The 20,955-nt window shown below is 68.1% G+C and carries 13 protein-coding genes; 8 read left to right on the forward strand and 5 right to left on the reverse strand.

Going from position 1 to position 20,955, the window contains the following annotated elements; translation table 11 throughout:
• Window positions 1-91: 91 nt before the first annotated feature.
• Window positions 92-2,836: a DEAD/DEAH box helicase gene (locus ACFV9Q_RS22525; RefSeq protein ID WP_377236245.1), complete on the reverse strand. Its 2,745-nt coding sequence runs from the start codon at window positions 2,834-2,836 to the stop codon at window positions 92-94.
• A 385-nt stretch (window positions 2,837-3,221) separates the two neighbouring features.
• Between ACFV9Q_RS22525 and ACFV9Q_RS22530 the strand changes: the two genes are divergently transcribed.
• The 6 genes from ACFV9Q_RS22530 (at window position 3,222) to fxlM (ending at window position 8,368) form a co-directional block, all read left to right on the forward strand.
• Window positions 3,222-3,467, forward strand: coding sequence for a hypothetical protein (locus ACFV9Q_RS22530; protein ID WP_377236246.1), 246 nt, complete (start codon window positions 3,222-3,224; stop codon window positions 3,465-3,467).
• The gene (locus ACFV9Q_RS22535; protein ID WP_377236247.1) at window positions 3,464-3,811 is read left to right on the forward strand and encodes a hypothetical protein; all 348 of its coding nucleotides are present in this window, start codon (window positions 3,464-3,466) and stop codon (window positions 3,809-3,811) included. The genes ACFV9Q_RS22530 and ACFV9Q_RS22535 overlap by 4 nt, the downstream gene beginning before the upstream one ends.
• Complete coding sequence (locus ACFV9Q_RS22540) at window positions 3,808-4,917, forward strand: HAD family hydrolase (protein WP_377236248.1); 1,110 nt, start codon at window positions 3,808-3,810, stop codon at window positions 4,915-4,917. Before ACFV9Q_RS22535 ends, ACFV9Q_RS22540 begins: the two co-directional genes overlap by 4 nt.
• Window positions 4,918-5,102: 185 nt before the next feature.
• Window positions 5,103-6,368 (forward strand): helix-turn-helix domain-containing protein, encoded by a 1,266-nt coding sequence (locus ACFV9Q_RS22545; protein ID WP_377236249.1) that lies wholly within the window; start codon window positions 5,103-5,105, stop codon window positions 6,366-6,368.
• A complete protein-coding gene (locus tag ACFV9Q_RS22550; protein WP_377236250.1) occupies window positions 6,355-7,029 on the forward strand; it encodes a 2'-5' RNA ligase family protein in 675 nt (224 codons plus the stop codon). The genes ACFV9Q_RS22545 and ACFV9Q_RS22550 overlap by 14 nt, the downstream gene beginning before the upstream one ends.
• 91 nt (window positions 7,030-7,120) lie before the next feature.
• Window positions 7,121-8,368, forward strand: coding sequence for a methyltransferase, FxLD system (gene fxlM, locus ACFV9Q_RS22555; RefSeq protein ID WP_377236251.1), 1,248 nt, complete (start codon window positions 7,121-7,123; stop codon window positions 8,366-8,368).
• A 27-nt stretch (window positions 8,369-8,395) separates the two neighbouring features.
• On the opposite strand, the gene ACFV9Q_RS22560 is transcribed toward fxlM, so the two are convergent.
• From ACFV9Q_RS22560 to ACFV9Q_RS22570, 3 genes are read right to left on the reverse strand one after another with little or no spacing between them, the layout of a single operon-like run.
• On the reverse strand, window positions 8,396-9,646 hold the full coding sequence (locus tag ACFV9Q_RS22560) for a lanthionine synthetase C family protein (protein ID WP_377236252.1): 1,251 nt from the start codon (window positions 9,644-9,646) through the stop codon (window positions 8,396-8,398).
• Window positions 9,643-12,510, reverse strand: coding sequence for a lantibiotic dehydratase (locus ACFV9Q_RS22565; protein ID WP_377236320.1), 2,868 nt, complete (start codon window positions 12,508-12,510; stop codon window positions 9,643-9,645). Before ACFV9Q_RS22565 ends, ACFV9Q_RS22560 begins: the two co-directional genes overlap by 4 nt.
• Window positions 12,511-12,520: 10 nt before the next feature.
• Window positions 12,521-12,721, reverse strand: a complete 201-nt coding sequence (locus ACFV9Q_RS22570; protein WP_377228481.1) for a hypothetical protein — start codon at window positions 12,719-12,721, stop codon at window positions 12,521-12,523.
• Between the two features lie 174 nt (window positions 12,722-12,895).
• Between ACFV9Q_RS22570 and ACFV9Q_RS22575 the strand changes: the two genes are divergently transcribed.
• Window positions 12,896-13,582: an HAD family hydrolase gene (locus ACFV9Q_RS22575; protein WP_377236253.1), complete on the forward strand. Its 687-nt coding sequence runs from the start codon at window positions 12,896-12,898 to the stop codon at window positions 13,580-13,582.
• Here ACFV9Q_RS22575 and ACFV9Q_RS22580 read toward each other — a convergent pair.
• Window positions 13,579-14,871, reverse strand: coding sequence for a helix-turn-helix domain-containing protein (locus ACFV9Q_RS22580; RefSeq protein ID WP_377236254.1), 1,293 nt, complete (start codon window positions 14,869-14,871; stop codon window positions 13,579-13,581). The two genes, ACFV9Q_RS22575 and ACFV9Q_RS22580, sit on opposite strands and share 4 nt — an antisense overlap.
• Before the next feature lie 476 nt (window positions 14,872-15,347).
• Between ACFV9Q_RS22580 and mobF the strand changes: the two genes are divergently transcribed.
• The gene (gene mobF / locus ACFV9Q_RS22585; protein WP_377236255.1) at window positions 15,348-20,672 is read left to right on the forward strand and encodes a MobF family relaxase; all 5,325 of its coding nucleotides are present in this window, start codon (window positions 15,348-15,350) and stop codon (window positions 20,670-20,672) included.
• Window positions 20,673-20,955: the final 283 nt, after the last annotated feature.

Raw genomic sequence — 20,955 nt, forward strand, 5'->3', positions numbered from 1 at the left:
CAACTCCGGCTGGTAGGAAAGACGGCTGAAAGCTCGATCGCCGAGTTAGGGGGTTCGTCATGGCGAACCGGGACGGCGCAGGTCCGTCGCCCTACGGCCCCGCCTGCGGGCGTCCACCAGCACTCTTCTGCTCGACCGCCTCGGGTGCGTTCGTGGTGGCCGGCTGGTCGGACATGGAACCATCTTCGTCCTCCCGTTCGGCCGCGTTGGCCCCCTGATCGGCCTCCCCCTTCTTCGCACTTGACTTGGAGGCGTCATTGTTGGGTTTGTTCGGCTCGACCTGCTTCGTGGGGCTCATCCCGATGCGCGTGCTGTACTTCGTGATGAGTGTGTTGGGCGTCAGAAACCACTTCTCGAGCGCGGTCTTCACTGCGTCAGGGTCCTGCCACAGGTGATCCTGAGCGACTTCTCTCGCGAACTCGCGGACGGCGTTGCTGAACCGGTCGAGGTCCGGGGGCGTGATTACCCGGGTCTGAGCAGGAGGTACTGCGCCCGCCAGCGGGACAGCACTAGGGTGCACGAAGAGCGGGTGGGACGTCGTGGCGTTCGGGTAGTGCTTCGTGTGCCAGTTCATCGCACCGGAAAGCTGGTCGGTCTCGGACTTGATGATCCGCTGATCGGTTCGGGTGACCCCTGTCTTGGCTTCTATGACCCCATGGTGTGTGGCGGTCATGATCCATAGGTTGTCCGGGCCCTCGTTGAGCTCCTTGTCTGGACGCGTGGAGACGAATCCGAGGTGCTCACCGAGCTTGCGAAGCGCGTCCTCGGCCCGGTTGACCATGACCGGATCGGGGTCCCAAGTGATTCCACCCACGATGGCATCGATGCCGAGGGTGAGCTCGGTGCCGGTCTCGTAGAGCATCGCCAGGTGGTTCGTAACCGCCCGGGCTTGGCTGACGTTCGCGGACAGGGCCTTGTACGGGACGGCTGCCGTGGGCATGAGCAGGAGCTTGTTCAGACCCTTTGCAGACTTTTGCGCAGCCTGCGCCTGGGCGGGATTCGCCATGTGTCGGTATGTTGCCGATTCTTCGAGGAGCCAACCCTTCTCACGTGGGTCGTCGACCGCATCTGCCGCCGAGTTAAGCAGCGCTGCAGCCTTCGAGAAGTCACCGGTCTCGGCTGCGTCGAAAGCTTGCCGACGAGCAACTGCCGTTCCGGAGACCGCGCCTTCGGTGTTGTACTCGACCGTCGAGATCGCCTGTCTGCTCACCTGTAGCCATTCGTCGTCGCGCTCTAGGAACATGGTCAGGACCTCACGGACCGCTGTAACTCCTTCGCCGCGGATCTGTCCCGAGACTTGCTGGCTGAGATCGATCTGCGCATGTGTCGCTGGCGAGAACAGTTCCAGGGAAGACGGCTCAACTTGAGTGAACGCAAGGTCGTCACCGAGTAATAGAACGGCGCAGTAGTCGGCAGCGTCTCGGATACCTCGGCCCATGCCCTGCTCGATGCGCTGGACGCGGGTGGCGCGGAACTGTGCGCTGCCGCTCAGCGCGGCGGACTCTCTCATCTCCGAGGGTGTCAGCGGGGTCGGGACACCGTCTAGGACGAGCAGCCGACACGCGGAGTCAGGAAGATCAACCCCGTCGTATTTGTTGATCATGACGACCAGCCCGACGTGCTCACGAGACATGCGGTCCACGACAGGCTTCATGTCGGTCACACGCACAACATGGTCCGCATACTGCTCCCAGGCTTGTGAAGCCTTCTGGCTGGGGACCAGGACTACCGCATTGATCGGATCGTGTTCTTGGGTTCCATCGCCGTCCCAGTCGCCATCGACGAAGGACCGAACCATCTCGCGAACGGTGTCGTCCACTAAATTGGGGTTTACCGCGAGCGGCGCCAGGATCAGGCGGTCGCCGAGGTCGGCGGCGCGGCCGGGCGTGATTGGACGGCGTACGTTTTCAGGGTTGGCGTCGAGCTCGGTTACCAGGACGCCGTCATCGGCGAGCGTCGCCGTCAGATAGATTCGGCGCTTCGCCTGGTCGAACGCCGGAACTTTCCCGATCGGTGGGCAGAGCGGCCTGATCTCGAGTTCCCGGTCAGTGAAGGTCGCAGTCGCGGTCACTAGGTGGTCAGAGACGAGCGGCCACGCCCAGTCCACACCACTGTCCTCGATTCTAGCCTGGGCGCTGAGGATCTTGATGACCTCGGTCTGCTTGTCTGCCCAGGCCCAAAACGGCACACGCAACGGCCCTGACCGTTCGCCCTCCTGCAGAGCCAAAGCATCCTTCCGATTCTGCAATTCCAGGTCGGATCCGAACAGCGCGAGGAGCGAGGCGTAGGCGGGGTTGGGCCGCTTGTCATCGTCTAGAGTGGACGGCACGCGGATGCGGAATTTCTCAGCTGTTCGAGCGATGGCCGCGTGCGCGTCATCGACAATCACAGTTCCTAGAACCAGCGGATCGGCGCTACCAGCTAGGCCGAAGATGGTGCGCCCGTTCACGACCTTGTCGAAAGTCGCCACGAGAATCTTGTTTCCCGCGCGGAATTCTAGCGACTTTGCGTCGGTCGTCACTGCCAGGCCGAGCGCTTCCGCCTCCTTGACGACCTGGTTCACCAGAAAGGTATCTGGGGCCAGATATGCGACCGGGAAGACTCCTTCGTTGACGCTCGACTGAGCGACGAGCAGACCTACGGCGGTCTTGCCTCCACCAGTGTTCTGCTTGATGACGAGATCACGGCTGTTCCGCCGCTTGAACCAGGCCTCCAGGACCTCACCTTGCTCCAACCGCAGTCGCTTGAACGGTGGGTTCGGCAGCGACCCGAAGATGTCGCGCGGATGAATCTTCTTGCTCTGTTGAGCTCGTAACTTGCTCAGGTCCAGGGGCATGACGCGATCTCCAAGAGTCTTTGGACCACCGAGGAACCGGCACGAATGGACCTGGCCGACGCCTTGCGGTTGGCCAGGAATCGAGGCGTGTGAGTTTACTCCTGAACGCTCCTTTTGTCCGCCTTCGCTGGCGCGGCGAGGTTGATGGTGGTGCGCAGCGGGTCGGATGGGGCGCCTAGGGGGCCAGAGTGACGCCTGGGCAGTTCCACGTGTAGCGATGCGACAAACGTGTGTCGTCATCGCGACTCTCGTGCGCTACTGACGGGATGGTGCTTTGGGTTCGATGGGAAAGGTACGAGAGTCCGTGTTCGAGCGGGCTCGGACCAGACCCGGAGCGTGAGCCATGCAGGCCCAGAGCAGACCCCCAGCAGGCGAGTTGCACGGCATGTTCGTTGCCCTCATCGAGATCCTGGACGCGCTCGGCGAGGAGCGTGTCGCCGGCCTGACGATCTTGCGTGGATCGGTGCGGATCGAGCCGTCCCGGTTGTCCGACGGCGTGGTGATGGCCCGCGAGCTGGGCCTGACCGAAGGCGTCGTGCATCGGTTGGCGACGCCTGCTGTGGCGGATTGGTCCGGGACGGTTGCCGGGCTGGAGTGCCATGTCCGCTCGCTGGCGGGAGCGGTCCGGTGACCGGCCCGCGCCCGGTCGCGCTGGGCTACGTCGCTGCACGGGACACGGCAGAGGTCGAACGGCAGCGCCGCGAAGTCACTGCCTATGGGTCGGCGGAAGGGCTGGCGCTGGTGGAGATCCTGGACGACACGCGCGACGGCCTCACGATCAGCCAGGTCACCGACGCCGCCCGCACCCACGGGGCCGACGTGGTGGTAGTCCCGGCCGAGGCGCGACTGGCTGAGGCGTACACTCGGCTGGCCTACGAACTGGAGCAGGACGGGATGCGGTGCGTCCTGCTGGGCGACCCGCACCCGACCACCCGCCACGGCCACGTCCTGTCGGGTCTCGGGAGCCGGTCATGAGCGGCGTCGAGCGCGGGATGCTCGTTGCGCTCGATGTCGATGGGACGATCATGTCGGCCGACGGCACCATCGCCGCCACTGTCGATCGTTCGATCGCGTTGGCACGCGCGGCGGGGCACCAGATCGTGCCCGCGACCGGAAGATCCCTCGCGGGCGTGCTGCCAGTGGCGGATCGTCTCGGCCTGGCCGATGGGTACGTCGTGTGCTCAAACGGCGCCATGACGGTCCGGCTCGACCCGGAGGCTCCAGGCGGGTACCGGTTCGTGCGCACCGAGCTGTTCGACGCGACGGCCGTGATCCGTCGTGTCCTGGAGCTGGAGCCCGCTGTACGGGTCGCGGTCGAGGAGCCGGGTTGGGGTTGGCGCGTGAACGAGCTGTTCGAGCCGGGGCAGGTCAATGGCGAGCAGAAGGTCGCCTCTGTCGCCGACCTGTGCTCCAGCCCTGCTATCCGTGTTGCGGTGGCCGCGCCCGGCGTCGCGAGGCACCTCGGCCTGCTGCGCGAGACGGGCGCCACCGTCACCCGGGCTGGTGAGTCGTGGCTGGACGTGACCGGCCCGGGTGTTACGAAGGCGAGCGCACTCGAAGTCCTCCGCGAGAAGCTCGACATCCCGCGGGAAGCGACGGTGGCCGTTGGGGACTCCGAGAACGACTTCGAAGCTCTGGCCTGGGCCGGGCGCGGGATCAGCATGGGCCACGCGCCGGCCGTTCTGAAGAGCGTGGCTGACGAGGTCACCGGCACCATCGATGAGCACGGCGTCGCGACGGCACTCGACTCACTCTTGCCGCCCATCGACACGACAGGCCTTTCCGACCTCGCTGCGCAGCTCGCCGTCGCGGTGGAGTCGGCGCCGGGCGTGACCAAGCTGCGGGTCTGGCACGGAGCGGGCGCGGATCTCGCCGGGGCGGAGGTCCACACAGCTGTCGCTCGCGCTTGGCGCCGTCACGCCCCGGTCCCCGCAGCAGTCGGGGTCACGATGCTGGCCCTCACTGACGCGGCCGACCAGACCGGCCTCGCGTATCCGACGACCGACCTGGGACTACGAGCCTGCTGGACCCGCACAGAGCCCGGGCCAGCGCTGTTCGAGCTGTCGATCTGGCAGCGATGAACTCACGTCCGGATACCCCGATCCTGACGTGAGCCCGCCCACCGTCGGGCGGACCGTTGGCCGGGATCGTTTCCCCTGACGATCCCGGCCAGCGCTATGCCTCAAAGCGGTTCCCCGTTGCGAGCCTCGGCCCCCGGTACCATCGGGATCCAGGTCGAAGGCTGCACGATCGGGAGGGGAACCTCGTGCGCACTCCACGGACCGGGCTGGCCGAGCGCCGCCGACTGCAGGGACTGAGCCAGGAAGCGCTCGCGGAGCGCCTCGGAGTCGCGCGCACGACGATCACCCGCTGGGAGTTGGGCGAAGTCGAGCCGCTCGCCTGGGTACGGCCCGCGCTCGCCAATGCACTCTCCGTCAGCCTCGACGACCTCGCCATGCTCCTGACCCCGGCATTCCGCGGCGCTCAGACCACCTCAGATCACACACCGACGCCCGTTATCGCGACGAACGCTCTCTATCCGCTCGATGACGATGAGTTGCTAGATGTTGCCGAACGGCGGTCCTGGCTGGCCTCGCTGGACGTGAGTTCAGGGAAGATCGACTACTTGCGGCCCGCCGTCGAGTGGATCATCGAGCAAGATGAACGTGTCCCGGCAACTGACCTCCGGGCCAAAGCACGTGACCTGCGTTCCCACCTCCATCCGTTGCTGCGGTCCCCACACCGGCCGGCCACCGCCGCGCGCCTGTTTGCTGTTGCAGCGAACTTGTCGGGTGCGCAGGCCGCACTCAGCCTCGACCAGGGACACCTTCCGTCGGCCCGGGCGTATGCAGCGGAGGCCTTTGACCTTGCCGAGGCAACCGCAGACCCGGACCTGATGGCCTGGGCGCGTGCCGCGCAGAGCCTCGTCGAGTATTACGCGGGCCACTACCGCGAGGCGCTCGCGCTGGCAGACGACGGTCTCGCTTGCGCTCCCCGCGGGCCACACGCAGTCCGGTTGTCTGTCAACGGACGTGCCCGAGCGTTGGCGCGGATGGGTGACAAGGTCGGTGTCGACCACGCCGTCGGGTACGCCTGGGCCGTCCGCACTGAGCATCCTGACCCCGAAACCCCGCTCACGGCGAGTCTTACCCCGACCGTCTACTGCGAACCCCGCGCCGCTGGTAACGCCGCGACCGCATACCTCGCGCTCGGGGACGCAGGCCGCGTCGAGCAGTACGCGAATCTAGCCCTCGACACGTTCGATACCGAAGGCTTCACCGGACCGCAGGCGATGACGCGGCTCGATGTTGCTACGGCGCTCCTTGACCCGGCTGGTGGCGACGTGGAACGTGCTGCGAGTCTGGTCGCTGACGCCTATCGGATTGGCGGCTCCGGCTCGTTTCCTGTGCGTCAGCGCGTGGCAGAGTTCGTCGAGGCGGCTGCGTCGTGGGAGGCTCTGCCCGCGATCCGCGACGTCCGCGACCTCGTCGCTGGACACACCACCGAGGAGGGCGTGCATGCCGACACCTGAGCTGGACAGCTTCACTGCTCGCTGGGAAGAGTTCGGCCGGCTGGAACGGCTGGTCAACCACTGGTGGTGGCGCCCCGGCTGGTCCGTCGGACGCTCGTTCTACACCTGGCACCTCACATTCGACGACCCCACGGCCGCACCGCTGCACGAGCTCGTCGGCCGGCTGCAGGAAGGACTGGCGGGCGTCGAGGGCTTGGATCTAATCCCACAGCGGTGGCTGCACCTGACGATGCAGGGACTTGGCTTTACCGATGAGGTCTCCGACGACGATGTTGAGGCCATCACCCGCGCCGCAGCCGAGCGCCTGGCGGCGGTACCCGCATTTGAGCTGACGCTCGGTCCGATTCAGGCAGATGACGAAGCGACCGGTCTGCTGGTGCGGCCCTGGGAGGCTGTGAATGCTGTGCGCGACGGCATCCGGTCAGGCATCGCCGAGGTCTGGGACGAGGTTCCCGAGAACGCCGAGTTCCACCCGCACGTCTCGATCGCCTACAGCAACGCCGACGTCCTGACCGGCCCCCTGAGAGAACGAGTGGCGCCGCTGCGCGGCATCGAGCCGGTCGCTGTTCCGATCAATGGCGCACAGCTCATCCGCCTCAACCGCGACAACCAGATGTATGAGTGGGAGACAGTCGCCGAGGTTGCGCTCAGGCGAGGCTGAGCGGCCCATGGATGTCGCATCCTGGTAGCACCTGCGTTCCAGACTCTCCTGGGTCGGGGCCTGGGGCGGGCCAGGGCCATAACCTCGACGCGTGGATGAGACACGCGAGGACGAGGTAGCCCTGCGAGCCGGGATGCTGGACCGGATGGCGGCCATGTGGAATCGCCCGCTGGCCGCCGATGTAGCGGACGCGATGATGACCGTGCCTCGGCATGTGTTCGTGCCGGAGGTGTCGTTGTCGGAGGCCTACGGGTCGGGTGCCGTGGTCACGCATCGGGACGCGCAGGGTGTGCCGACGAGCTCGGCGTCCGCTCCGGGCACGGTCGCCGGGATGCTGGAGCAAGCCCAGGTCCGGCCCGGACAGCGTGTGTTGGAGGTCGGTGCAGGGACTGGGTACAACGCAGCCCTTTTGGCCTACTTGGTTGGCCCGTCAGGTTCGGTCACCACGATCGAGTACGACGCCGATGTCTCAGATGCTGCGCGGATGCACCTGACCGCGTACGGCGCGGATCAGGTGCGGGTCGTGACCGGGGACGGGACGCTGGGCGCTGCCGAGGATGGCCCGTTCGACCGGATCCTCGTGACCGCTGGGGCCTGGGATGTCGCGCCAGCCTGGGTCGAGCAGCTCGCGCCCGGTGGTCGGTTGGTACTGCCGCTGCGGCTGCGTGGCCTCACCCGAGTGGTTGCGTTCGAGCGAGAGGGGACGGGGCTACGAAGCGTGTCCGTGGTCGAGGACGGCTTCATCCCGATGAAGGGCATCGGAGCCATGCCGGAGAAGAACATCCCGCTCGGCCCAGGGCCGGACCTGACCCTGCGGATCGACGACGCGCAGCCGGTCGCACGCGCACTGTTGGAAGCCCTGGACAGTGAGCCCGTACTGGTGTGGACCGATGTCGTAGCACCGTGGGCATGGACGCCCCAGCAGGACTTCTGGCTTGCGACGCTGCCTGGCTTCAGCCGGGTGTTCGTCAACGCGGAGGCCGTGGCCGCCGGCCGGGTACCACGTGCGAAGGATCCCTGGGGCGCGTGGGGCATCTACGCGGCAGGATCGCTGGCGTACATGACCGCTCAGCAGGTCGGAGGAACCGAGGAGATGCCGATGTTGAGGGTCGGAGCCTGTGGGTTCGGTCCCGAAGGCGCGGACTTGGCGCGGCGGCTCACCGATCGGGTACGGGCGTGGCACGAGGGGGCGGGCGACGGGGCCGAGGTACGGATCGAGGCGCGGGTCCCCACTTCTACGCCGCTTCCGAGTGAGGACGAGGCCCTGCTGGTCGTCGACAAGGTGGACCACGTGTTCGTCGTGACACCAGTCCGGGCGACGACTTCAGCCGGATCGTGAATCGGAGTACACGTCATCGCCCACATCTCATGCGATGAGTAGCAGCGCATCCCACGACGCGCTGGTGGGGGATGCGGGAAGTTCGCCGAACTCGCTGAGCGCCAATGCGACTCCCGTCGCGCCGGTCAGGAACCCCGGAATGTCATGGCTGGCACCGTGCTCCATGTGGGTCACGAGAAAGGGACGGCCGGGATCCAGAGACCGCATGACTCCAGATGCAGCGCGTTCGGTGACGTCTCGGTCTATCCCGTGGGCGCAGCTCAGTACTCCGGCATGTCCGTGGCACAGCGTCGGCCCTACGGCGTCCCACACTGAGTTCTCGGCGCCGAGCCGCCGCAGGTCGGTGCGCGCAGCCTCGTCCAGGGCGTGGTCGTCTAGCGCACTCGCTGCGAGCAAGAGGCTCCGGGCGACCCCGGGGACGCCGTAGCACCAGGCGGTGCGACGCCCGTGCCTCGTTGGCTTTTTGTCCTCAGACAGCTGCTGGCCCGTTGCGTGGTCGGGCCAGCCGTGGTCGTCGACCCGCCAACGGCCGAGCCAGCGGACGGCGTCGCGGATCGCGGCCTCCTGTCCAGCCACACTGTGCCCAGTGGAGTGCGCCAGCGCGAGCACTGCGAGAGGCCCGGCGACGCCGTGGGCAAGTCCCGTGTCTGCGGCTCCTGTCGAGTCGAGACGCGCAGCGACGACCGGCGGATGCCGGTCGGTCGGCACCCACCAGCCGGGTAGGGCTCCTCCGCGATCGGTCAGCATTCTGGTCAGCGCCGTCAGCGCGGCGACCAGACCTGGCTCGGCGGAGCTGTGACCGTCGATCAGCGCCGCGAGCAAGATCCGGCCGATGCCAGCCAGTCCGGAGATCGTGTCGTAGAAGTGCCAGGCCGTCCCGGGGCGACCCATGAGTGTTGCCCGCGTGTAGAGGTCCGCGGACTCGACGGCACGGGCTGAAAGCCAGCTCACCGACCGAGCTGTCGCTGTGGCCGTGACCTCGGGGTCGGGCAAGTAAGGGGAGCCAAGGACCAGCGAGGCCGCTAGGCCTCCCACCGCACCGTAGATTCCCGGCCCCTGCTGTGAAGCACTGACCGCGTGCTTGGCCGCAGCGTTCCAGTGGGCGTTCGCCGCCGCGGCGAAGACCGGGTCAACGACGGACGAGCGTGCGTGCAGGAGCGCAGTCCCCGGCAACCCGTCCGCGAGCGTCGCGATCCCGTACGACGGGGCGGTCGCCACCACGCGATCCGGGTCCAGCAGCCGTTCAGCGATGGCTAACGCTGCGTCTCCTGGCTTCATCCCCGCCCCCGAGTGAGGAGCTCGGCCGCCAGCGCACGAGCAGTGTGTTCCTGGTCCCGGTCGAGGCCAAGTCGGTTCGCGTGCATGTGGATCATCGACGAAGCGCAGTCGGAGCGACGAGTCGCCGGCACCACTTCGCGGTACTCGGTGATCGCTTCGTTGCGCCGCTTCCATTGCTCAAGCGCAGTCGAGCTGAGCAATACATCGGGATCCGACGGCGCGGCAGCGCGGAGCCCGTTAACGAGTCGTCGACGGGTGCGGTCCAGCCGAGGGCGACCGACGGCGCCGGCGGGCTCGTCGGCAAGTCCCCTCGCGAATTCCATGGCCGAGAGTGCGGCGAGCAGGTGCCGGGCGTCGTCGTCGGGTGCGTGTTCAAGGAGGCTCAGCGTGAGATTGCTATCGGCGTCGAAGAGTCGTTCAGCGGCGTCGATAGCCGTACGTCCGCCGTACCGGTCGATCTCCGGTTCGTAGGACTCGACGACCAGACCCCCGATCAGGCCATGGGCCATCCAGGAGGCGCACTGCTCCGACACGGTCTGGAGCACGAAGGTGTTCAGCACCGAGGGCTCGCCTGCGAACCTGACGCGCAGGTGCGGCCCGTGGGCAGGACTGTCGTAGCGGAGCCAGAACCACCGCTCTACCTGGCTGCGCAGCGTCGAGGCCAGGCCACCGAGCTGTGCGAGCAGATCGTCGTGATGGATCCTCGGCGACGGGATGGTCAGCGAGAGCCACCGCCCACCAGGCAGGTGGACGACGGGCGAGGTCGCGATCCGTGGGCGCTCCAGAACGCGACGATGCCCGGGGCCTTGGAGCGGGATGACGAGCTCGAGGACGTGTCGTCCATCAGGACCCTCGGCGATGGCCTGGACAGCGTCACTACCGCCGGCTGGAGCGGTCACCGAGTCGGCTCCACGGCGGACATAGCGACGGAACAGCTCCCGGTCCCGGAGCTCATCGAGGTCGAGCGGGATGCGCTGATCGGCGTCCTGGACCACCACGTGTCGCGGAACCATGGGCACGGTCGTCGTGCGCCAACGAGCGATCTCGGACTCCCAGGAGTTCCCATCGGAGACAGCGGCGGTGAGGACGTGGGGGAGTCGCCACCGGGCCGGGGAGAGGACCGTGTTGCGCCACCGGACTTGTGGCAGGAATGGGGCGTCCATGAGTGGACCCCAGGTCCAGGTGTGCCACGGGTGGTGACTGGCGTTGGCGAGGTCCTGCAGCACGCGGACGGCGGCTGGGACGTAGGCGGGCCCGATCCGTGAGAACAGGACCGGATCGATCTCTCGGTCCAGGCTCCGAGACCACAACGTTAGGCGATGTCCGTCAGAGGCAAGGTCAAGGTCGGACAACATCAGGTCGTCGGGGCCCGGGACCACGCCCACGCAGATCCGTCGTGACGTGAATCCGGACGGCAGGGCCACCGTGGTCAGGGCCGCCAAGCGTGGCCGCACCACGACCTCGGCGCGCAGCGGCGCATCGGGACGGGCCGTGGGGCCCGGGAGGTCTAGGAGCGAGGAGAACCTTCCAATCGTCGACCCGGCATCCTGGGTGCTGCCCAAGTAGGCCGCCAGCAGGTACCGACCCCGGGAGAGCTCCTCGGCCGACGCCGCCAGGACCTGGGCATAGAGCTCGCCGCTTGAAGGCGGGACGCGTTCGCCGGATACCCGCAGCGCGTCGATGGTCGTGTCATCGAGCATGACCTCGGTGCTGCGCCGGGCCGCAGCGTCGGCGAGGAGTCCGGCCAGGACTCTTCCGCGCGTAGCGTCCTCGTTCTGGTCTGGGCGCTCGTCGTCTGGGTTGCCGAGGCCTGTCACCGGGTCGACGACCGATAGCAACGGGATTCGGCGGCGGAAGCCGTACCGGTCGACGAACCGGGAGTGGTAGACGTCCAGGGTTTTCGGCGAGGGCGTGATGCTCCACAGCAGACTGGCCGCGTCGGCAGCCTCGGTCAGGAGCGGGCGGGGGACCTGGACGTCGGCGTCGACCGCGACGTCGACCGTAATCGGGTTCTCGTGGTCTGCGATCTGATCGCAGATTTGGCGGGCGTCTGCCAATGCAGCGAGCCGTTCGTCTGTGCCCGGCGGGTACTTGTCGGCCTCGGCGAGCAGATCGCGCAACTCGGTCAACGGCCCGACCAGCTCGTGCGAGGCCGGGGTCTTGGCCAAGAGGTGCCTGAGTGGGTCGCGAGCCAGGTCGTCCGGCAGCAGGTCGGTCACCAGGACGCCGGTCCGGACGAGCTTCTGTACCGCGGTCCTGACAGTGTTGTCTGAGACGTTTGGCCAGCGGGCCATGATGGTGGCCCTGACCTGTGCGAGGCGAACAGGAACAGCGCAGGTCTCTAGGATGAGCCCCACCGCTGGCGTCGCCCGGAGTGTGACCCGCTCGGGCTTCTTGGCCCCGACCGCCCACTCGTGCTCGTACCGGTCGCCGCGACGCGCAACGAGGTCGTTCGACACCAGCTGCACCGCATGAAGCACGTCAGGAAGGTCAAGAAGCTGGTTGGCGACGTCGCTCAACCAGGCGGCTGACGGTGCACTTCGGGCGCAATGATTCTTCCCGATGGTGAACCGGGCACGGCCCTCGGTCGTCTGGGCAACCTGGACGCCGGCGAACGCGCCCCGCGGTGTGGCACGTGTGCGAGCACGACGCTCGTAAGCATGCACTGTGATCGCGAGCCGCTCGTCGGCGTCCAGGTCGTCGTCGGTGATCGTGGCGAGGGAGCGCGAACCGAAGCGCACCGCCTCCAGGAACGAACCGGACAGCACCTGTGATGGGTGACGGTCGGGGTCGCTCGGAAGCAGGGGTGTGCGTGCCAGGACCGGGAATCCCGTATGCGGGGTGAACGTCCGCTCGTGCTTCATCGCCACGGCACTACTTCTTGCAGTTGCAGTTGGTGCAGCTACACGTCGCGGAGCAGCCCACGCTGGGGCAGCTTGCCGAGCACCCGTCGTTGGTGTTGTTGGTACAGGCCATGGGCACCTGCATGGCCCTGATGTCCAGGTCGAACAGGTCGGCCGTCAGCTGGTCCAGATCGCTCTCGGTGCGCTCAAGGACTGCGGTCGGTTCAGTCATGGGAAGGCCTTTCGATGAGGGGATCATCTGTCACCTCTCATCGAAGCCGCGGCTCAGAAGGCAGGACAGAGCAGCAGGGCGGCACTCTTGTCGCACCGGCGTAGCACGCAGTGCTGCCGTTCGTCGTTGCCCGAAGTCCATCGGTCGTGCGCGGGGACTGGCTAGGCTGCTCTGGTGATTCGTGCTGTGTGGTTCGACGTCGGCGAGGTCCTGGTCAACGAGACCCGCGAGTACGGGACATGGGCTGACTGGCTCGGAGTTCCTCGACAGACGTTCTCTGCGGTGTTCGGCGCGGTCATCGCGCAAGGTCTCGACTACCGGGACACGTTCCAGGTATTCCGGCCCGGGTTCGATCTCGCCGAGGAACGCGAGAAGCGCGCCGCCGCCGGGCAGCCGGAATGGTTCGGCGAGGACGACCTCTACCCCGACGTGCGGCAGTGCCTGGCACGTCTGCGCGAGCAAGGCCTGCAGGTTGGCATCGCCGGGAACCAGACCGTGCGTGCCGAGGGCATCTTGCGTGGCCTGGACCTGCCGTGCGATCTGCTCGCCACCTCGGACTCCTGGGGCGTGTCGAAGCCGGATGTTGCGTTCTTCGAACGGCTTGTGGTCGAGGCGGCTTTGCAGCCGGACGAGATTCTCTACGTGGGGGACCGGTTGGACAACGACATCCGGCCGGCCCAGAAGCTCGGGATTCAGACCGCCGTCCTACGCCGAGGACCCTGGGGCCACATACTGCGTGGCGACACAGCCGCGAGACATCTCGGCGAAGACTGTGAGGCGTTGTGCCTCTTCCAGCTCGACACTCTCGCAGGACTGCCCGACCTTGTCACAGGCCATAACGCCCGCCAGGCCCGAACCTAGACCGCTTGAAGGACGCGGGCGCGTTCGATCAGACGGGCACCGTGCGGAGTCCCGCTGAACCGGGAAGTCACGTCGGCGAGCCGGCCGACCGCCGCGCTGTACGGCGCCGTCTCCAGAAGTGACATTGCCTCGTCGGCGTAGGCCGCACCCTGGTCGGCGTCCAGGCTCTGGTGCGCCGCGGCGAGGTCGAGCAGGACCACCGAGCGCTGCTTGACTGCCTTCTCGTCCAGCTCGTCGAGAGCCCTGTCAAGCCAACCGACGGCGGCAACCGAGTCTCCTGCGAGCAGCGCGGCGTTGCCCGCGAAACCGGCCAGCCGGCTGGCGTCATAGAAGTCGAACCACTCAGGTACGTCCGCGGGCCTGGCGAGGGCCTGCTCGGCGCGATCGGTCAGGCTCCGCGCCTCCGCCCCGTCTCCCGTCCGGGCATGCAACTCGGCTGAGACACAGCCGACCCATGAACTGATCAGACCGTTGGGCCGGCGACGCAAATGAACCGCGGCGAGGTCCAGATGACAGCGTGCTGCTGTGAGGTCGCCCGCGAACCCGGGAACGAACGCATGATGGCCCGCGATCACGGCAGCGAGCCATGGGTCATGAGCCTCCATGGACGCCGACTCGGCCATGGCGAAGCATCGCTCGGCAATACGTGGCTGGCCAAGATCGAACAGCGCGACACGGGCAGCGAGCAGTGCGGTATGCGCGACTGCGGCAGCCAGCGTTGCTGACAGCTCGCTGCCGTGCCGTGATGCCCTCAGCAATCCGGTACCCACACGGAGATGGCCCAGCGCGACGTCGAGCATCGCAGGAGAGTCGAGCGTCCAGTACAGGTCTCGCTGGACTGCAGCGATGGTGACGTAGGACCCCACCGAACGGGGATCGAGTACCGAAGTGGGCGACGCAGCCGCCTCGACAGCCCCGAGCGCGGAAGCCGCGCCGGTCGCGAGTGCCAGCTGCAAGAACTGCTTGCGATCCAGTCCGTCGGACTCGCCCATCAGGATCCTCCACAGCGTCTCATCGTCCAGACCTGGTGCGCAGGGCGGCTCCGTTGTTGTTGGAGCGGCGCGAGCCACTCGGTGCGTCGCGTCGGGCGTGAAGATCAGATCCAGCTCAATGAGCGACAGCCCAAGGGCTTCAGCCAGCCGCGGCCGAACCCAGGGGAGAGGGATGACCTCACCCGACTCCCACCGCGCGACGGTGGTGCGTGCGACGTTCAGGTGCGCGGCCAATGCCTCCTGGCTCAGCCCTTGCACCCTGCGGCGTTGGGCGATCTCCTCACGCCTGTTGTTCATCGCGCCTCCCCATGGGCTCGAGGACGGTTTCTCGCAGGTCGTCTATCGCGGCCCACAGCGTCGCCGGTGCCAGCCTGCCGCAGCACCACGGCAATAGGCACCCCACCAGTTCGGATGCGTCAGAGGTGCTACAAGACTCCCTGGGCAGCCGACATCTCAGAGCAAGGCGCTTTGCGAACGGTGACTGGTTGCTCGATCCGTCAGGAGCAAGGGGATCCACATCCGGACTCCCCCCGGATGCCCAGCAACGCGGACACGGACGACGAGCAGCGACGGCCACACGCGCGACGACGCGCACACGCGACGGACGCGCGGTTGACGCGGCTGTGTGACGCGGGCCGGCGTGCAGCGGGCCGCGGGTCCCGCGGACCGCCACGACGAAGGCCACACACCTAATGCACAAGCCGTGAGCGGAGGCCGCTGACGCGACCTGGAACGGCCCGGCAAGCGCCATGGGAAGGGGGGTGGGGGACGTGATGACGGTCCACGTGCTCAGCGCGGGAAGCGGGTACACGTACCTCACTCAGCAGGTCGCCTCAGGCGATGTGCCGCGGGGTCGTGGGATGTCGTTGACGGACTACTACATGCAGCACGGCAACCCGCCCGGCCACTGGGCCGGCACCGGGGTGGAGCAGCTCGGTGTGTCGGGGCTGGTGCTGGAGCGGCAGATGAAGTCCCTGTTCGGTCAGGGCCGGCACCCGGAGGCGGAGCGGCTGGAGGTCGAGGCCCTGGCGCGTGGCATGTCGAAGCAGGACGCTGCTCGGGTGGGTGCGCTGGGGCGGGCGTTCCCCGAGTTCAGGGCCCGCCCCGACGACGGTTACACCGCCGCGTTGGAGGCAGCGTTCGCCCGGTTCGCTCGTGAGAACGATCGTCCGCCGGAGGCGGGTGTCGAGCGGGACCTGATCCGGTGGAACGTCGCCCGCGTCCTGGCGCAGCAGGAACACACCGAGAAGTGCCGCTCGGGTGAGCTGACGGATAAGGATGTGGCGACCTGGCTGGCCAAGCGTGGCCAGCAGCCCCGCAAGGCCGTGGCGGGGTATGACCTGGTGTTCACGCCGTCCAAGAGTGTCTCGGTCCTGTGGGGCCTGGGCGATGCTGCGACGCGGGAGGCGATCACGAAGGCGCACACCCAGGCCTGGCAAGACACCCTCGCGTGGATCGAGTCCGAAGCCGCGCTGACTCGTGGGGGTGCGGGTGGTGTGCGGCAGATCAACACCCACGGACTGACCGCCGTCGCGTTCGACCACCTCGACTCCCGCGCGGGCGACCCCAACCTGCACACCCACGTCGCCGTCTCCACCAAGGTGCTCGGCGTCGACGGGATCTGGCGGGCGCTGGACGGCCGGGTCCTGCTGGGGCTGAAGGTGGCGGCGTCGGAGCGGTACAACACCCGCGTCGAGCAACTCCTCGTCGACGTCCTGGGTGTCGCGTTCCACACCGAGACCCGAGGGCGCGGCAAGCAGGGTGTCCGCGAGATCGTCGGCATCCCCAAGCAGCTCCGGGACGCGTTCTCCCGGCGGCGGGCCGCGATCCAGGAGTCCTACGAGTCGCTCCGGGCCGAATACCGCGCGAAGTACGGGCACGAGCCAGATACGAAGACCGCGTACGGGTTGACGCAGCAAGCCAACCTGGACACCCGGCAGGGCAAGGGCACACCGGTCGGGCTACGCCACCGGCTACCCCAGTGGGCCCAGATGGCGGCCACGGTCATGGGCGGGCCGGAGGCCGTGGCACGCATGCTCGCCCGCGCACTGAACCCCCATCCGGACACGGGGCGGGTCACGGTCGACGAGCTCAAAGACCTGTGGCCTGCCGTCGCCCAGGATCTGGCCGCTCGGGGGAATGCCCGGTGGGCAGCCAAGGACGTCACGGATTCCATGGAGCGGCTCGCTGACACGTGGCCACGCGCCCAGGTCTTCCGGCAGCTGAGGTGGCGTACACCTGCCAGCCGCAAGGCCGTACTCGCGGAACTGGCGCAGGAGGTGCTCGCTCAGGGCGACCTGGTCGACGCGTGCCTGACGAACGTGGCGGGCCGACGGGCGACATGGACGACCTACCACCTGCAGGCCGAGGCTACCCGCCTCGCCCGGGAGCACGCCCCCCAGGGCACCGAACTCCTGGCCTTGGCAGCGACGATCACCGGGCATGCGGAAGCCGGCAGCCTCGTGATCACGCCCCCAGACCTGAACGAGCCACCGGATGTGATGCGCCGCAAGGACGGCGAGTCGGTCTACTTCGTGCACGGCTCCGCCCGGTACACGTCCCTCGCGGTCCTGGTAGCCGAAGAGCAACTGTTGGCTGCCGCCCGCACCCCGGGTGGTCTGATCATCGACCCCGACGTAGTGGAGCGCGCGATCGACCAGGTCCGGGTCGAGCGGGGCCGGGTCCTGAACCGGGGGCAGCGGGACCTGGTGGCCCACTTCACGACCACCACGGTGCTGGCGGCGGGTATCGGTCCGGCCGGGACCGGGAAGACCACTGCCATGCGCGCCTTCGCGACAGCGGTCCAGGAATCGGGCGGCAAGCTCATCGCCTTGGCCCCATCAGCCGCCGCCGCCGAAGTCCTCGGCGCCGACCTCGGTGAAGGCATCACGGCGGAGACCCTGGACATGTTCCTCCTGGCCAACCGTGGCGCGGGCGGGCAGCGCCTGCGGGAGCGCCTCAGCGTGGAGCCGGGGACCGTGGTCCTCGTCGACGAAGCGAGCCTTGCAGGCACGCTCGCACTGGCTGATGTCCTTGCCCTCACCCAGGCCGCAGGCGGAAGTGTCCGGCTGCTGGGTGACCCGGCCCAGCTCGGCGCCGTCGCCGCCGGCGGCGCCCTGCGGCTGATCGCGCAGCAGGCCGGTGCGGTCGAGCTGACCCAGATCCACCGCTTCCACACCGCCGGCGAAGCCGCCGCCTCCCTCCAGCTCCGCGACGGTGACCACCGGGGCCTGGACTTCTACATCACCGGGCGCCGCACCCAGGGCGGCAGCGCGGCGGCGATGGCGGAGGAGATGTTCGCGAACTGGCAGACCGACTCCGACCAGGGCCGCAAGACGATCATGATCGCCGCGACCAACACCCTCGTCACCGAGCTGGCGGCCCGCGCTCGCCTGCACCGCGTGACCCGCGGCGAGGTCGAGGACGACGGCATCACCCTGCATGACGAGAACCGCGCCGGGATCGGGGACGTCATCGTGACCCGGCTGAACAACCGCCAGCTGCGCGCCCGTCACGACGACGGGCACGTCGACTGGGGCAAGGACTGGGTCCGCAACGGCGACTTGTGGCGCGTGACCGCCCGCGACGACAACGGTGCGCTGCAGGCCCGGCACCTGGAGACCGGGGCGACCGTCGTGCTCCCCGCCGACTACGTCGCTCAGCATGTCGAGCTCGGGTACGCAGCGACGATCCACCGGGTGCAGGGCATGACCGTCGACACCTCCCACGCCATGGTCGGCGTTGGCATGACCCGCAACGAGCTCTACACCGCCATCACTCGTGGCGCGGACTCCAACCGGGTGTACGTCGAGACGGACGACGTGCTGGATCTCGACCCGCACCGCCAGCCGGACCTGGAGCGGGCGGTGCTGAACGCGCTGAAGGGTGTCCTGGACCGCGACGGCGAGGAACAGTCCGCATCGCGGGTCATCGAGGACGAGTGGGACTACGCGCACTCCCTGGCCCGCCTGGTCCCGGAGTACGAGGACGCGTACCTCGCTTTCCTCGAACCGGACCGTGTCGGTCGCCTCGCAGAGGCCGTGCGGTCGGTGCTGCCCGGCCGGGTCGCGGACCGGGTCCTGGGTGATGAGGTGTGGCCGGTGCTGGCCAAGCGGTTGTCGATGCACGAGGCGGCCGGCACCGACCCGGCCACCGTGGTCCGCCGCGCGGCCGGAACAGGGTTCGGCAACGCGCGGTCGATCGCGAAGGTCCTGCACCACCGCATCGGCCTGCCCCGACCCCACGACCACGACGAGCGGGGACTGCCGGCCTGGATCACCACCTCGCCCGACACCACCGACAACCTGCTCTGGGCTGACGTCCCGGCCGCCGGCGCGGACGGGCCCGGCGACCTGTCCGTGACCACACCGCCGGCCGAGGTACCGCGACAGGAAGCAGGCACCGAGAGCAGTGCGACGGGGCCGGGCGCCCCGACCGGCACGGATAGCAAGGCGTCCAGGGCCGGTACTCAGGAGCCCGCGGTCGATGCGGGGGAGCGGGACCTGGTCGTCGAGATCACCGGCCATGCGTGGACCTGGTGGGCCCGGCAGAAGGCCACCCAGTCCTGGGCGACCCGATACATGACCAGCCGCGGCTTGGCCGACGCAGAGTGGGGTGCGGCACCCGCATCGTGGACCGGGCTGACCGACCACCTGCAGTTCCTCGGGTACACGCCGGACCAACTCGTCACCGCTGGTGTTGCGACCCGGGCCAAGAGCGGGCGGGTCATCGACAAGTTCCGCAACCGGATCGTGTTCCCCTACCGCGACCAGACCGGGAGCGTCGTTGGCGTCACCGCACGAGTCAACCCCGCCGAGGCAGAAACCGGTGACGGGCGTGCGCCGAAGTACCTGAACACACCGGAGACCGCTGCGTATCGCAAGGGCGAGCTCGTCTACGGCCTGGACCCCGACGCCATCACCCGCCTGGCCGCCGGTGCCCGCCCGGTGCTGGTCGAAGGCCCGACCGACCACGCCGCCCTGCACCTGGCCGCCGCCCGTCTCGCGGAGCAGACCGGGGTCGAGATCGTGCCGGTCGCCGCGGGCGGTACCGGCATCACCGCGCAGCACCTGCAAGCCCTGCGCGACGCGACCGGCAGGGGCCTGAGCGACCTGATCGTGGCCCTGGACCCCGACGCCGCCGGCCGGACCGCCGCCGCGCGGGTCTGGGCCATGCTCACTCCCGAAGAGGCCGCCCACGCCCAGGCCCTCGACCTGCCCACCGACCCCGCCCAGACCGCGACCGAGGAGCGCGGAAAGCTCGCCGCGGCACTGGCCGAGACCATCCCGCTGACGTGGTTCGCGATGGAACCCAACCTGCAGACCATCCGGAACCTGGATCACTTCGAACGGCAGATCCCGGCACTGCGGGCCCTGATCGACCATCTCTACGGGCGGGTCGAGCTGGACAAGTGGTGGCCGCTGATCGAACACGTTGCCCAGAGCGTCGGTCACGCACCGGGGGCCGAGACACATCAGCAGCTCGACGTCGGCTCGGTGCGCAAGGTCATGACCGACCACCTCGCCGACCTCATCAGCAACCCAGCCCGGACCGACGCCGACGCCGGCGTCGGTGTCGACAGCGGAGCCGAGGCAAGTACGCCAGCAGGGCATGAACGACCGGCGACCGACCCGCTCGTGAAGGCGTGGCTTGTACGGCACGCGGACTTGATTGCCACCCGACTGGACGCCCTGGTCGAGGACGCGGTGAGCAACCCGCAGCTGTGGATGGAGACCATCACCCCACCGCCGCCCGACGGTCGTGGGTTGGAGACATGGCGGATGGCGATGCGGCAGGTGGTGGCCTACCGCGACCGCTATCAGGTCACCGACCCCGTCGACCCGCTCGGGCCGCGGGCGTCAGAGGGAGAGCGGGGCGAGGCATACGCTGCCGCCGCACGAGCCCTCGAAGCCATCACGATGGACCAGGAGTCGGCCCGGCAGCTACGCCGCCCGGGGCCGCGGCCGATGGAGCGCGTCCCGGTGGTCCTGGCCGACCCGCGAGCCCGTGCCGCGCAGATGCGCCACGACGCGGACGAGCGAGCACGACGCGATGCCGCAGACCGAGCATCACAGCAGAACAGCGGCTGGGGCTGGTAGGGATTTCCACAGCACGACAACGCTCGGAGCCCACAAACCTAGCGGTGTGCAGGTTCTCTTGCGGTCGGTATCCACAGATGCGCCCCAGGGTTATCCGCAGACTTCGACCGGTTCGAGCCGCCGGATCTCTCGCGCGCTGCCTAGCTAACGTCACCACGTCGGGGCTACGGTCGCGTCCAGCGGCGGCTCCGCCATGACCGATCACTGCGGACGAGCACCGGAAAAGCGGGGGCATGGACTGGGTCGATGCGCGTTCGAGAGTTTCTGGCTACGCAAAGTAAGT

The sequence above is a fragment of the Promicromonospora sp. NPDC059942 genome (assembly GCF_042731755.1).
GTDB lineage: Bacteria > Actinomycetota > Actinomycetes > Actinomycetales > Cellulomonadaceae > Promicromonospora.

Excerpts from the sequence above, each read along its gene's own strand:
- ACFV9Q_RS22525 (WP_377236245.1), bottom strand. The coding sequence starts at position 2,836 with ATGCCCCTGGACCTGAGCAAGTTACGAGCTCAACAGAGCAAGAAGATT.
- ACFV9Q_RS22530 (WP_377236246.1), top strand. The coding sequence starts at position 3,222 with ATGTTCGTTGCCCTCATCGAGATCCTGGACGCGCTCGGCGAGGAGCGT.
- ACFV9Q_RS22540 (WP_377236248.1), top strand. The coding sequence starts at position 3,808 with ATGAGCGGCGTCGAGCGCGGGATGCTCGTTGCGCTCGATGTCGATGGG.
- ACFV9Q_RS22550 (WP_377236250.1), top strand. The coding sequence starts at position 6,355 with ATGCCGACACCTGAGCTGGACAGCTTCACTGCTCGCTGGGAAGAGTTC.
- ACFV9Q_RS22560 (WP_377236252.1), bottom strand. The coding sequence starts at position 9,646 with ATGAAGCCAGGAGACGCAGCGTTAGCCATCGCTGAACGGCTGCTGGAC.
- ACFV9Q_RS22565 (WP_377236320.1), bottom strand. The coding sequence starts at position 12,510 with ATGAAGCACGAGCGGACGTTCACCCCGCATACGGGATTCCCGGTCCTG.
- ACFV9Q_RS22570 (WP_377228481.1), bottom strand. The coding sequence starts at position 12,721 with ATGACTGAACCGACCGCAGTCCTTGAGCGCACCGAGAGCGATCTGGAC.
- ACFV9Q_RS22580 (WP_377236254.1), bottom strand. The coding sequence starts at position 14,871 with ATGAACAACAGGCGTGAGGAGATCGCCCAACGCCGCAGGGTGCAAGGG.
- mobF (WP_377236255.1), top strand. The coding sequence starts at position 15,348 with ATGACGGTCCACGTGCTCAGCGCGGGAAGCGGGTACACGTACCTCACT.